16 protein-coding genes and 1 riboswitch are annotated in these 12,584 nt (G+C 73.3%); of the genes, 14 read left to right on the top strand and 2 right to left on the bottom strand.

The features are described from left to right. Nucleotides 1-31 precede the first annotated feature (31 nt). Both BFV98_RS08300 and BFV98_RS08295 read right to left on the bottom strand, forming a co-directional pair. Nucleotides 32-922 (bottom strand): septum formation family protein, encoded by an 891-nt coding sequence (locus BFV98_RS08300; protein ID WP_013285527.1) that lies wholly within the window; start codon nucleotides 920-922, stop codon nucleotides 32-34. Between the two features lie 77 nt (nucleotides 923-999). Next, nucleotides 1,000-1,887: a septum formation family protein gene (locus tag BFV98_RS08295; protein ID WP_013285528.1), complete on the bottom strand. Its 888-nt coding sequence runs from the start codon at nucleotides 1,885-1,887 to the stop codon at nucleotides 1,000-1,002. Nucleotides 1,888-2,148: 261 nt separating this feature from the next. Here BFV98_RS08295 and rpe point away from each other — a divergent pair, with 261 nt between their 5' ends. From rpe to rplT, 14 genes are all read left to right on the top strand, one after another. Further along, the gene (rpe, locus tag BFV98_RS08290; RefSeq protein ID WP_013285529.1) at nucleotides 2,149-2,829 is read left to right on the top strand and encodes a ribulose-phosphate 3-epimerase; all 681 of its coding nucleotides are present in this window, start codon (nucleotides 2,149-2,151) and stop codon (nucleotides 2,827-2,829) included. A 1-nt stretch (nucleotide 2,830) separates the two neighbouring features. Continuing rightward, on the top strand, nucleotides 2,831-3,787 hold the full coding sequence (locus tag BFV98_RS08285) for a response regulator (protein ID WP_013285530.1): 957 nt from the start codon (nucleotides 2,831-2,833) through the stop codon (nucleotides 3,785-3,787). 73 nt (nucleotides 3,788-3,860) lie between these two features. Next, a riboswitch (FMN riboswitch) is annotated at nucleotides 3,861-4,033 on the top strand. Nucleotides 4,034-4,203: 170 nt separating this feature from the next. Continuing rightward, nucleotides 4,204-5,265, top strand: coding sequence for a bifunctional diaminohydroxyphosphoribosylaminopyrimidine deaminase/5-amino-6-(5-phosphoribosylamino)uracil reductase RibD (gene ribD, locus BFV98_RS08280; protein ID WP_030271062.1), 1,062 nt, complete (start codon nucleotides 4,204-4,206; stop codon nucleotides 5,263-5,265). 1 nt (nucleotide 5,266) lies between these two features. Continuing rightward, nucleotides 5,267-5,878, top strand: coding sequence for a riboflavin synthase (locus BFV98_RS08275; protein ID WP_071095724.1), 612 nt, complete (start codon nucleotides 5,267-5,269; stop codon nucleotides 5,876-5,878). Further along, nucleotides 5,878-6,573 (top strand): nicotinamide riboside transporter PnuC, encoded by a 696-nt coding sequence (gene pnuC, locus BFV98_RS08270; RefSeq protein ID WP_013285533.1) that lies wholly within the window; start codon nucleotides 5,878-5,880, stop codon nucleotides 6,571-6,573. The genes BFV98_RS08275 and pnuC overlap by 1 nt, the downstream gene beginning before the upstream one ends. Continuing rightward, entirely contained in the window at nucleotides 6,570-7,835 is a 1,266-nt protein-coding gene (locus BFV98_RS08265) for a bifunctional 3,4-dihydroxy-2-butanone-4-phosphate synthase/GTP cyclohydrolase II (RefSeq protein ID WP_030271066.1), read from the top strand. The genes pnuC and BFV98_RS08265 overlap by 4 nt, the downstream gene beginning before the upstream one ends. 4 nt (nucleotides 7,836-7,839) lie before the next feature. After that, nucleotides 7,840-8,337 carry a 6,7-dimethyl-8-ribityllumazine synthase gene (gene ribH / locus BFV98_RS08260; RefSeq protein ID WP_071095722.1) on the top strand — a complete coding sequence of 166 codons (498 nt, stop codon included), beginning with the start codon at nucleotides 7,840-7,842 and terminating at the stop codon, nucleotides 8,335-8,337. Nucleotides 8,338-8,363: 26 nt separating this feature from the next. Further along, entirely contained in the window at nucleotides 8,364-8,645 is a 282-nt protein-coding gene (locus BFV98_RS08255; RefSeq protein ID WP_198039659.1) for a phosphoribosyl-ATP diphosphatase, read from the top strand. 43 nt (nucleotides 8,646-8,688) lie between these two features. Then, nucleotides 8,689-9,534, top strand: a complete 846-nt coding sequence (gene hisG / locus BFV98_RS08250) for an ATP phosphoribosyltransferase (protein ID WP_013285537.1) — start codon at nucleotides 8,689-8,691, stop codon at nucleotides 9,532-9,534. Beyond that, nucleotides 9,531-10,493, top strand: a complete 963-nt coding sequence (locus tag BFV98_RS08245) for a DMT family transporter (RefSeq protein WP_013474911.1) — start codon at nucleotides 9,531-9,533, stop codon at nucleotides 10,491-10,493. Before hisG ends, BFV98_RS08245 begins: the two co-directional genes overlap by 4 nt. Then, complete coding sequence (locus BFV98_RS08240) at nucleotides 10,490-10,963, top strand: PH domain-containing protein (protein ID WP_176921686.1); 474 nt, start codon at nucleotides 10,490-10,492, stop codon at nucleotides 10,961-10,963. Before BFV98_RS08245 ends, BFV98_RS08240 begins: the two co-directional genes overlap by 4 nt. Nucleotides 10,964-11,288: 325 nt before the next feature. After that, complete coding sequence (gene infC, locus BFV98_RS08235) at nucleotides 11,289-11,936, top strand: translation initiation factor IF-3 (protein ID WP_013285540.1); 648 nt, start codon at nucleotides 11,289-11,291, stop codon at nucleotides 11,934-11,936. Nucleotides 11,937-11,955: 19 nt separating this feature from the next. Next, a complete protein-coding gene (gene rpmI / locus BFV98_RS08230; protein WP_007075851.1) occupies nucleotides 11,956-12,150 on the top strand; it encodes a 50S ribosomal protein L35 in 195 nt (64 codons plus the stop codon). 32 nt (nucleotides 12,151-12,182) lie between these two features. Then, nucleotides 12,183-12,575: a 50S ribosomal protein L20 gene (rplT, locus tag BFV98_RS08225; protein WP_043324928.1), complete on the top strand. Its 393-nt coding sequence runs from the start codon at nucleotides 12,183-12,185 to the stop codon at nucleotides 12,573-12,575. Nucleotides 12,576-12,584 lie beyond the last annotated feature (9 nt).

The following is a 12,584-nucleotide window of genomic DNA, read 5'->3' as shown; positions in this document are numbered from 1 at the left end:
GGGGTGGGCGCCGGCCCGCCCCGCCCGGGTCTCACGTGATCGGCAGCGCCTTCGCGCCCGCGCCCTTGACCGACCGGGTCAGCGAACGTTCGGAGACCCACAGGAAGCACTGCACGCCCCGGTCACCGTCGCGCCACTGCTCCTCGAACGGGTGGTAGATGATGGTGCCGGCCCGGTACTGCATGTTGCCGTCGTTCGGCAGCCCGGCGTACTTGGCGATCAGGCCGCGGCAGGCCTTGTGCGTGCGCAGCGGCGTGCGTTCGAACTCGGCGTAGCTGATGTCCGGCGCCTGGTAGACGCCGACGAACTCGGCGTGGTGCTTGCTGGTGCAGGCCACCGGCCGCATCGACTGCACCTCGTCCTTGCTCAGCTTCGGGTTGAAGCAGCCGAGCGCGAGCTTCGAGCCGGGCTTCAACGCACCCCGCAGACTGCCGGTGCGCTGGGCCACGGCACCCTCGTCCAGATCGGTGATCTCGGCGACGTCGCAGCGGTACCAGCGGGCCCCGCCGGACCACGCGAGCGCCGAGGGGAAGACCACCGCCAGGCGTAGCCGCCCGCCGCGCCAGTCCCCGCCGACGGCCCGGGTGACCTGCCGGGCGCAGTCGGCGTGCGCGGCGCGCACACCGGCCGAGCCGGTCCGCGGCGGTGCGGAACGCTCCGCCTCCGCGCCGGTCATCGTGCCCACGTGCAGCGTCTCGGTGCGGTGCGGGGTGGCGCAGTCGACCGGCTGGTAGCCGCTGAGGTAGCCGACGTCGGCGACAGTGGGATGACAGGCCCCGCTCTGCGGCACGAAACCGACCGGCGCGGCGAACGCGGGCCAGTCGTCGACCAGGTCCCGGTCCACTCCGGCCGGCGCGGCACAGCCGCCGAGCGCCAGCGCCAGCGCCGCGCCCACTGTGACCGCCACCCGCCATCGCCGCATCCCGACCGACCTCCCCCGCGCATCCGGCGCCGCCCGGTCGACCGGTACGCCTCGGCGGTGCAGCATACGGCAGCCGCTCAGGTGACCGGGAGTCCCTCGGGTCCGGCGCCGCGCACCGAGCGGTTCAGCTTGCGGTCGTCACTCCACAGGAAACAGCGCACGCCCCGGTCGCCCTCCTCCCACTCCCGCTGCGACGGCGGGTAGAAGATGGACCCGGCCCGGTACGGCAGCTCGGCGTTGTCCGGCACCTCGGCGAACGCGGCGATGAGCGTCATGCAGCGCCGGTGCGTGGCGGGCGCGCCCCGGGTGAACTCCGCCCAGCTCATGTCGCGTTCCTCGTACACGCCGACGAACTCCGCCCGGTGCGGTTCGGTGCACAGCACCGGGGCCATGTAGTTGAGGTTCTGGCCGATCAGCTTCGGGTCGAAGCACCTGTGCACCAGCGGGTTGTCGCCGACCAGCGCGCCCCGCAGGCTGCCGACCCGGTTGACCGGGCGGGTGTTGTCGATGCTGTCGGTCTCGGCCAGGTCGCAGCGGAACCAGCGGGCGCCGGACGTCCAGGCGGTGACGGTGGGCAGCGCGATGTTCAACGTGAGCCGGGCGGCGCGCCAGTCCCCGCCGATCATCTCCCGGGCCCGCTGGTCGCACTCGGCGCGCGCGGTCCGCAGCGCCGGTGAGCCCGGTTCGGGGCGTACGCCCTGCGCCGCCGGCCCGCTGAACCGGCCGACGTGCACGGTCTCGGCCAGGTGGCTGCCCGCGCAGTTCACCGTCTCGTACGTGGCGGCCGCCACCACTGTGCTCAGCCGGGGCAGGCACGCCTCGGTCGCCGGGACGAACAGCTGCGGCACCGGCAGCGCCGCCCAGTCGTCGATCAGGTCGCCGTCGGCCCGATGCACCTGAGCGCAACCCGCGAGCACCGCAGTCGCGGCGCCGGCCAGCGCGAGCACGTGGAGCCACCGTCGCATCGTCCGCCCCTTCCGGGAGAGATGACAGCCGGTCGTCATAGGCCCGACCGGCGTCCCCCGCGCCCGGGCGTGCAGCATACGTGACCGTCCCTGTAGGAGTTTCGTCATCTTTCAATCGATCGGCCAGTCACCGGCGACTATTCGTGCCGATTTTTTCTCCGGACGGCCGGATGGTGCACCACGGGTGACGGAAGGATCACCGCTGGTCGCTCCGGGAGCCGTGCCGCTACCTCCGGATCACCGCGTTCGTACACTGGCCCCGTGACCGTACCGCCGCCGATCGTCGCGCCCAGCATCCTGGCCGCCGATTTCGCCCGCCTCGCCGACGAGGTCCGTGCCGTGGAGCCCGCCGCCGACTGGCTGCACGTCGACGTCATGGACAACCACTTCGTACCCAACCTGACCATCGGGCTGCCGGTGGTGCAGAGCCTGCGCGCCGTCACCGGGATCCCGTTCGACGTGCACCTGATGATCACCGACCCACGCCGCTGGGCGCCCGGGTACGCCGACGCCGGGGCGTACAACGTCACGTTCCACGCCGAGGCGTGCGACGACCCGGTGGCGCTGGCCAAGGACCTGCGCTCGGCCGGGGCGAAGGCCGGGCTGGCGATCGACCGGGACACCCCGATCGAGCCGTACCTCGAACTGCTGCCGAGCTTCGACACGCTGCTGATCATGACGATCAAGGCCGGCTTCGGCGGCCAGCGCTTCCTGCCGCAGCTGCTGGACAAGGTGCGCGCGGCCCGCCGGCACGTCGACAGCGGGCACCTGGAGCTGCGCATCGAGGTCGACGGCGGCATCGCCGCGGACACCATCGAGCAGGCCGCCGCGGCCGGCGCCGACGCGTTCGTCGCGGGCACCGCCGTCTACGGCGCCGACGATCCCGCGGAGGCGGTACGCCGCCTGCGGGGCCTGGCGGAACGCGCGATGACCGGGGCCTGAGATGGACCCGGCCGGCGAGCGACCCGACGTGATCCTCGTCGTCGACGACGACGAGGACATCGCCCGCTTCGTCGAGTTCAACCTGCGCCTGCACGGCTTCGAGGTGCTGCACGCCGCCGACGGCCAGGAGGCGCTGGAGGTCATCGAACGGCAGCGGCCCGACCTCGCAGTCGTCGACCTGATGATGCCGCGCATCGACGGGCTGGAGCTGACCCGGCGGCTGCGCGCCGACCCGATGACCTCGGCCCTGCCGGTGATCATGCTGACCGCCAAGGGGATGACCCAGGACAAGGTCAACGGGCTCAGCGTCGGCGCGGACGACTACCTGGTCAAGCCGTTCGACACGCTGGAACTGGTGGCCCGGGTCAACTCCACGCTGCGGCGCAACAAGGAGTTCCGGGAGGTCTCGCCGCTGACCGGGCTGCCCGGCAACAGCCGGATCCGGCGCGAGATCAGCGACCGGGTACGCAACGGCGTCGACTACGCCGTCGGCTACATCGACATCGACCGGTTCAAGAGCGTCAACGACCGGTACGGCTTCGTGCGCGGCGACGAGTTCATCTCGGCGCTGGCCCGCAGCCTGCACCGGGCGGTGGTGTCGATCGGGCTGCCGCCGGCGTTCCTCGGCCACGTCGGCGGCGACGACTTCGTCATCGTCTGCGCGCCCAGCCAGGTCCGGCCGCTGACCAGCCGGGCCGTCGTCGACTTCGAGAAGGCCGCCGACGCGCTCTACGACGCCACGGACCGGGAACGCGGCTTCGTCGAGCTGAAGGACCGGCGCGGCAACATCCGCCGCGCCGCGCTCGTCACGCTCTCCATCGGCGTGTCGCTGTCCGATTCCGGCAAGCGGTTCACCGACCCGCTGGAGGCGATCGCGGTGGCCTCGGAGATGAAGACGGTGGCCAAGAGCCAGCCCGGCTCGTACGTGGCGGTGGACCGCCGGCGCGGCGTCACCTGACCGGTCCTGTGAGGTAGCTCGCCTCTGTGGCGCGCGCCCGGGCGGAACGTGTAAGACTTCCCCTATACCCACCACGCGCTGGCGGGGCTCGGTGAAATTCCGAACCGGCGGTGATCCACGGTCCGACCGTGGTAAGCCCGCGACCCGGACGGCTTCGGCCGGACGGTGGACCTGGTGAGAATCCGGGGCCGACGGTTGGGGTGCGGCTCGTCCGCCCCCAGAAAGTCCGGATGGGAGACAGCGCGCGGAACGGGGGAGGCCCCTGCCGGCCGCTGAGCACCCTCAGCCGCTGCGTGGGCTCCCCGGGGTCGGCGTCGCCGTCCCCGGGTTCTCCGCCGCCGCGTGTCCGCGGCTTTCGTGGCCGTTCCTCCCGAACCCCGCCCGCGCGCGACCGGCGAGCGGGAGGACAGGCGGCCATGGCGAGCGTCTCCGTCGACGAGGCGATGCGTCGTGCCATCGAACTGGCCGCGCGGGGCCTCGGCGCCACGAGCCCCAACCCGGTGGTCGGCTGCGTGCTGCTCGACACCGACGGCGAGGTCGTCGGCGAGGGCTTCCACGCGTACGCCGGCGGCCCGCACGCGGAGATCGTCGCGCTGGCCCAGGCCGGCACGCGGGCCCGCGGCGGCACCGCGGTGGTCACCCTGGAACCCTGCGACCACACCGGCCGCACCGGCCCGTGCAGCCACGCGCTCATCGCCGCCGGGGTGTCCCGCGTGGTGATCGCCGTGCCCGACCCCAACCCGGTCGCCTCCGGCGGCGCCGCCACGCTGCGCGCCGCCGGGGTCCAGGTCGCCCTGGGGGTACGCGCGCAGGAGGCCGAGGCCGGCAACGTCGCCTGGCTCACCTCGATGCGCCGCGGCTGGCCGTACGTGATCTGGAAGTACGCGGCCACGCTCGACGGGCGTTCCGCCGCCGCCGACGGCACCAGCATGTGGATCACCTCCGAGGCGGCCCGGATCGACGTGCACGCGCTGCGCGGCACCGTCGACGCGGTGCTCGCCGGGGTGGGCACCGTGCTCACCGACGACCCCCGGCTGACCGCCCGCAACCTGCGCGACGGCACCATGGCCATCCGGCAGCCGCTGCGGGTGGTGGTGGACAGCTCGGGGCGTACCCCGGCCGACGCCCGGGTCCGCGACGGCGCCGCGCGCACGTGGATCGCCACCGCCGCGGAGGTCGGCGCCGGGCCGGACGGCCGGGTCGACCTGCCGGCGCTGCTCGCGGAGCTGCACCACCGGGGCGTGCGGGCCGCGCTGCTGGAGGGCGGGCCGACGCTGGCCGGCGCGTTCCTCGCCGCCGGCCTGGTCGACAGGATCGTCGGGTACGTCGCGCCGAAGCTGCTCGGCGCCGGCCCGACCGCGCTGCTCGACGCCGGCGTGAGCACCATCGCCGACGCCATCGATCTGGAGATCACCGACGTTACGCGGGTCGGTCCCGACCTGCGGATCACCGCGCTGCCCCGGAAGAGGGAGAGCTGACATGTTCACCGGCATCGTCGAGGAACTGGGCGAGATCGTCCGGAGCACCGAGACCGGCGACGACTCCGCGCTGGTCGCCATCCGCGGCCCGCTCGTCACCTCGGACGCCCGGCACGGCGACTCGATCGCCGTCAACGGCGTCTGCCTCACCGTGGTCGACGTCGACGGCGGCGTGTTCACCGCCGACGTGATGGGCGAGACGCTGCGCCGCACCGCGCTCGGCGCGCTGCGCCCCGGCGACCCGGTCAACCTCGAACGGGCCGCCGCACTCAACAGCCGTCTCGGCGGCCACCTGGTGCAGGGCCACGTCGACGGCGTCGGCGAGATCGTCGCCCGGGAGCCCGCCGCGCAGTGGGAGACCGTGCGGTTCCGGCTGCCCGCCGGGCTCGCCCGGTACGTGGTGGAGAAGGGCTCGATCACCGTCGACGGCGTGTCGCTCACAGTCGCCGAGGCGGGCGACGACTGGTTCTCGGTCGGCCTGATCCCCACCACGCTCAAGCTCACCGTGCTCGGCACGAAGCGGATCGGCGACCCGGTCAACCTGGAGGTCGACGTGCTGGCCAAGTACGTCGAGCGGCTGCTCGGCGACCGCGGCGCGGGGAGTGCCCGGTGATGGGCCCGCTCGGCTGGCTGCTCGACGCCCAGGTGCACGTGGCCGGCTCGCCGGTGCTGGTCCGGGAGATCGTCGGCAACGTCTTCGGGCTCGGCTCGGCGCTGCTCGGGCTGCGCCGCGTGGTCTGGGCCTGGCCGGTCGGCATGATCGGCAACGCGCTGCTGTTCACCGTGTTCCTCGGCGGCGTCTTCGTCACCCCGCAGGCGCACGACCTCTACGGCCAGGCCGGCCGGCAGGTCTTCTTCTTCGCCGTCAGCGTGTACGGCTGGTGGCGCTGGTCGCGCAACCGGCGTGCCGGTGGCGGGGAGGAGCCGGCCGTGGTGCCGCGCTGGGCCACCTGGCCGGAACGGCTCGGCCTGCTCGTGGCCGCCGCCGTCGGCACCGCCGCCGCGTACCCGGTGCTCGCCGCGCTCGGCTCGTGGGGGCCGCTGCCGGACGCCTGGATCCTGGTCGGCAGCCTGCTCGCCACGTACGGCATGGCCCGCGGCTGGGTCGAGTTCTGGCTGATCTGGATCGCCGTCGACGCGGTCGGCGTACCGCTGCTGCTGCGCGGCGGCTTCTACCCGTCGGCCGCCATGTACCTGGTCTACGGCGCGTTCTGCGCCGCCGGCCTGTACAGCTGGTGGCGCACCTCCCGGGCCGTCGCGACCGCGCCCGCCCCGATCCCGGCGACGTACTCGGAGGCCGTGGCATGAGCACGTTCGGTTCGATCGAGCAGGCGGTGGCGGACATCGCCGCCGGGCGTCCGGTGGTCGTGGTCGACGACGAGGACCGCGAGAACGAGGGCGACCTGATCTTCGCGGCCGAGCTGGCCACCCCGGAGCTGGTCGCGTTCATGGTCCGGTACACCTCCGGCTACATCTGCGTGCCGCTGACCGAGGACGAGTGCGACCGGCTCGACCTGCCGCCGATGCACCACACCAACCAGGACCGGCGCGGCACCGCGTACACGGTGACTGTGGACGCCCGGGAGGGCGTCAGCACCGGCATCTCGGCCGCCGACCGGTCGCACACCATCCGGCTGCTCGCCGACGCCGCCACCGGCCCGACCGACCTGGCCCGGCCCGGCCACGTGGTGCCGCTGCGCGCCCGCGCCGGCGGGGTGCTGCGCCGTCCCGGGCACACCGAGGCGGCGGTGGACCTGACCCGGATGGCCGGGCTGCGCCCGGCCGGGGTGCTCTGCGAGCTGGTGAACGACGACGGCACCATGATGCGCCTGCCGGACATGGAGAAGTTCTGCGCCGAGCACGGGCTGACGCTCGTCACCATCGCGGACCTGATCGCACACCGGCGGCGTACCGAGAAGCAGGTCGAGCTGGCCGCCGAGGCCCGCATGCCCACCCCGTACGGCGTGTTCCGGGCGCTCGGCTACCGCGCCGAACACGACCCGGCCGAGCACGTCGCGCTGGTCATGGGCGACCTCGGCGACGGGCGGGACGTGCTGGTGCGGGTGCACTCCGAGTGCCTCACCGGCGACGTGTTCGGCTCGCTGCGCTGCGACTGCGGGCCGCAGCTGCAGGCCGCGCTGGCCCGGGTCGCGCAGGAGGGCCGCGGCGTGGTCCTCTACGTGCGCGGGCACGAGGGCCGGGGCATCGGCCTGCTGCACAAGCTCCAGGCGTACCAGCTCCAGGACCAGGGCCGCGACACCGTGGACGCGAACCTCGACCTGGGCCTGCCGGCCGACGCCCGCGACTACGGCACCGGTGCGCAGATCCTCTACGACCTGGGCGTCCGGTCGATGCGGCTGCTGACCAACAACCCGGCCAAGCGGGCCGGGCTGGAGGGGTACGGCCTCACCGTGACCGGCCGGGAGGGGCTGCCGGTGCGCTCCAACCCGGAGAACGTGCGCTACCTGCGCACCAAGCGGGACCGGATGGGCCACCTGCTGGACGGACTGGACGAGGTGACCGAGGCGCCGATGGGCCGCCCGGTCGCCGGTGACGAGATCGGAGCGTAGGGCGATGGCGGGTTTCGGTGAGCCGGGCGTGACCGCGGTGGACGCCGCCGGGATGACTGTGGGCGTGGTGGCCGCCCGGTGGCACGGCGACCTGACCGACCACATGACCGAGCGTGCGGTGGCCGCCGCGCAGGCGTGCGGGGCGCGGGCCGTGGTGGCCCGGGTGGCCGGCTCGGTGGAGCTGCCGGTGGTGGCCCAGGCGATGGCCCGCCGCTTCGACGTGGTCGTCGCGCTCGGCGTGGTGGTACGCGGCGCGACGGCGCACTTCGACTACGTCTGCAAGTCGGTCACCGAGGGGCTGACCCGGGTGGCGCTGGACGAGGGCAAGCCGGTGGCGCACGGGGTCCTCACGGTGGACACCGTCGAGCAGGCCCGCGACCGGGCCGGGCTGCCCGGCTCGGCCGAGGACAAGGGCTGGTCGGCGACCGTGGCCGCGCTGGACGCCGCCCTGGCCGTCCGCGCCATCGACGCCCAGTCCGCCCAGCGGGTCGGCTTCGCCTGACCCACCCGGCCCGTCACCAGGAGCGGCTGGAAGAATCGCCTTCCGTGAAGACGTTCGAGGAGTTGTTCGCCGAGCTGCAGGCCAAGGCCGCCGCCGGCACCCCGGGCTCGGGCACCGTCGAGGCGCTCGCCAAGGGCGTGCACTTCATCGGCAAGAAGGTCGTCGAGGAGGCGGCCGAGTCGTGGATGGCCGCCGAGCACGAGGGCCCGGAGCGGGCCGCCGAGGAGATCTCCCAGCTGCTCTACCAGGCGCAGGTGCTGATGCTCGCCACCGGCCTGGAACTGAAGGACGTCTACCGACATCTCTGAGTGCCCGTCCGCTGATCATCCGATCGAACGAAGGAGCACTCCCATGCTGCGTGTCGCAGTACCCAACAAGGGCGCCCTGGCCGAGTCGGCCGCCGGGATGCTGCGCGAGGCGGGCTACCGCCAGCGCACCGACCCGAAGGACCTCGTCTGCCGGGACGAGGCCAATGACATCGAGTTCTTCTACCTGCGCCCCAAGGACATCGCCACCTACGTCGGCTCCGGTGACCTGGACGTCGGCATCACCGGCCGCGACCTGCTGATCGACTCCGGCGCGCCGGCCGAGGAGATCGTCGACCTCAACTTCGGGCGGGCCACGTTCCGGTTCGCCGCCCGGCCCGACGACGTCGCCTCCGTCCAGCAGCTCGGCGGGCACCGCATCGCCACCGCGTACCCCGGTCTGGTCGAGCGGCACCTGGCCGAGCTGGGCGTCAAGGCCGACGTGATCCGGCTGGACGGCGCGGTGGAGAACGCCATCCGCCTCGGCGTCGCCGACGTGGTCGCCGACGTGGTGGAGACCGGCGCGACGCTGCGCCAGGCCGGCCTGGTGGTCTTCGGCGAGCCGCTGCTGCGCTCCTCGGCGGTGCTGGTCCGCCGCGCCGGCGCGCCCGGCGGCGCCCAGCAGGAACAGTTGCAGCGCCGGCTGCACGGCGTGCTCGTCGCCCGCCGGTACGTGATGCTCGCCTACGACGTGCCGGCCGGCCTGCTCGACCGGGCCAGCTCGCTGACCCCGGGCATCGAGTCGCCCACCGTCTCGCCGCTGCACCGGGAGGGCTGGGTCGCGGTGCAGGCGATGGTGCTCCGCGACGACGTCCACCGGATCATGGACGAGCTGTACGAGCTGGGCGCCCGCGCGATCCTCGTCACCAACATCCACGCCTGCCGGCTGTGAGACCGCTGCCGCTCCCGGCCGCGCTCGCGGTGGTCGTGGCCGGCGGCGTGGCCTCGGCCGCCCAGGGCGCGGTCAACGCCGAGATGGGGGAGCGGACCGGTGCCCCGGTCCTCGGCGCGGTCGTCAACAACCTCGGCGGCTGCCTGCTGGTGCTGGCCGGGATCGTGGCGCTGCCGTCGATGCGCGCCGGGCTGGCCGGGCTGCGCCGCTCCGGGCTGCCGTGGTGGGCGTACCTCGGCGGGGTGGGCGGCGCGGTGATCGTGCTGGTCGCCCCGGTGGTGGTGCCGGTGCTCGGGGTGGCGGTGTTCACGATCGCCCAGGTGGCAGGCGGCAGCCTCGGCGGCCTCGCGGTGGACCGGGCCGGGCTGGCCGCGACCGGGCGGATGCCGCTCACAGTGCCCCGGGTCGGCGGCGCGGTGCTCGGCGTCGGCGCGGTGGCCCTCGCCCAGCTCGGCCGCCCGGTCGGTGACCTGGCGGTCGGGCTGGTGCTGCTCTGCGTCCTGGGCGGGCTGGCGGTGGCGGGGCAGTCCGCGCTCAACGGCCGGGTCGCCGCCTCGGTCGGCCCGGCCGCCGGCCTCGCTGTCAACTTCGCGGTCAGCACAGTGCTGATCGGCGCGGTCGCGGCGCTGACCGGAGCGCTCGCGAGCCAGCCCCGCTGGCCTGCCCAGTGGTGGCTCTACGTCGGCGGCCTGCTCGGCGTCGGCATCGTGCTCTCGCTGCTGGTCGGGGTACGCGCCGCCGGGGTGCTGCGTACCGGCCTGGCGCTGGTGGCCGGGCAGCTCGGTGGCGCGCTGCTGCTGGACCTGGTGCTGCCCGGCGGCCCCGGTGTCCGGCTGCCGGTGCTGGCCGGCGCCCTGCTCACGCTGCTCGCGGTGGTGGTCACCAGCCTGCGCCGGCGTGGCCCGGACCGTGTGGCGGCCGAAGGCGCGCCCGAACCGGATGGCAGACTGGTCGGGTGAGCGATTCCGTGGTGACCGTGCGACCCCGCCGCGTCCGGGTCGTCTGCTGGGTGTCGGCCGTCACGCTGATCGTGGTGTTCAGCCTCGTCGCGACGTCGCTGACCGGCGCCACCGGCAACGGCTACGGCACGTTCCAGCGCGGCGACCAGTTCGCCATGATCGGCCTGGGTGTCTTCGGCGCGCTCGGCTTCCTGCTGTTCACCCGCCCTCGCGTGATCGCCGACGCCAGGGGCGTCCGGGTGCGCAACGTGTTCAGCTCGTACGAGCTGCCGTGGGAGGTCGTCCGCGGTGTCCGGTTCGACAGGGGCGCCCCGTGGGCCAGCCTGGAGCTGCACGACGACGACCTGCTGCCGATGGTCGCCTTGCAGGCCGCCGACAAGGAGAGCGCGGTCGAGGCGGTCCGCGCGTTGCGCCGTCTGCACCAGTCGCACCTGGCGGCGCTGTCCGCCGGCCAGTCGGCACCCCGCTGACCAGCGAGCCCGGTTTGGGCTGGCCTGGGCCGAGGGTGTAGTGTTGCGGAGTCGACCAGACTGCCCCCGTCCCTGACGCGCGGGCGGTCGAGAAGCGGAGCGCCCGCTCCCACCCGAGTCGCCGCCACGGTGGCCGGGTCCGGTCCCCGGTTTCGGGCACGTCCCGACGCTGGATGCGCGATCCTGTGATCGTGCCGACCGGTCGAGTGGGCCCTGGCATACGCCGGGGCCTTCTGCTTTCCGGGTCGGCTCCCACCCGGGAGCCCACGGAGTCGGCACCGTAGGAGACTCGACTCGAGGAGGCCCCATCAGCGTCGAACCACGCGTGAACGAGCAGATCCGGGCACGTGAGGTCCGACTGGTCGGCCCTGAGGGTGAGCAGGTGGGCATCGTCCCGCTGGAGCGCGCCCTGCAGCTGGCCGCGGACGTCGACCTGGACCTGGTCGAGGTTGCGCCGATGGCGCGCCCGCCGGTGTGCAAGCTCATGGACTTCGGCAAGTTCAAGTACGAGAGCGCACTGAAGGCGCGCGAAGCGCGGCGTAACCAGCAGCAGACCGTCATCAAGGAGATGAAGCTCCGGCCGAAGATCGACCCGCACGACTACGAGACCAAGAAGGGTCACGTGGTGCGGTTCCTCAAGGCCGGCGACAAGGTCAAGGTGACGATCATGTTCCGCGGTCGGGAGCAGAGCCGCCCGGAGCTGGGCTACCGGCTCCTGCGCCGGCTCGAGTCCGAGATCACGGACCTTGGATACGTCGAGGCCGCGCCGAAGCAGGACGGCCGAAACATGATCATGGTTCTCGCTCCGCACCGGGCCGTCAAGGCCTCCGCGGTCGCCGCCACGGCGTCCCGCGGTGGACCGCGCGACCGGGCAGCGGAGGAACCGGCCGCTCCGGCCGGCGAGACCCCGGCGGCCGGCGAGACCGCAGCAGCCGGTGAGACCGGCACGACCGCTGAGACCAGCGGCCAGTAACAGGGGAGAAGACGTTCCAATGCCGAAGATGAAGAGCCACACGGGTATGGGCAAGCGGGTCAAGGTGACCGGCAAGGGCAAGATCGTTGCCCAGCAGGCCGGCCTTCGCCACAACCTGGAGAAGAAGCCCAGCACCCAGACCCGTCGGCTGACCGGCACCGTCGAGCTGGCCAAGGCCGACACCAAGCGCATCAAGAAGCTGCTCGGCCGCTGACGCGAGCCACCTGAACCGAAGAAGGAGTTGAGATGGCACGCGTCAAGCGGGCTGTGAACGCCCAGAAGAAGCGTCGTACCCTGCTGGAGACCGCGAGCGGTTACCGCGGTCAGCGCTCCCGGCTGTACCGCAAGGCCAAGGAGCAGGTGCTGCACTCGATGCAGTACTCCTACCGGGACCGTCGCGACCGCAAGGGCGACTTCCGGCAGCTCTGGATCCAGCGGATCAACGCCGGCGCCCGGGCCAACGGCCTGACCTACAACCGGCTGATCCAGGGCCTGCGCCTGGCCGGCATCGAGGTCGACCGGAAGATCCTGGCCGACATGGCCGTCAACGACGCCGCCTCGTTCGCGGCGATCGTCGAGCTGGCCCGCGCCGCCGTGGCGGCCGAGGGCACCGGTGGCGCCGCGGCTCAGGCCGCCTGACCCACCCCG

Origin of the sequence: Micromonospora sp. WMMB235 (assembly GCF_001855515.1) — a bacterium.
Lineage (GTDB): Bacteria > Actinomycetota > Actinomycetes > Mycobacteriales > Micromonosporaceae > Micromonospora > Micromonospora aurantiaca.
Note: the sequence above shows the minus strand (reverse complement) of the source record. Positions and strands in the feature narration are given on the sequence as shown.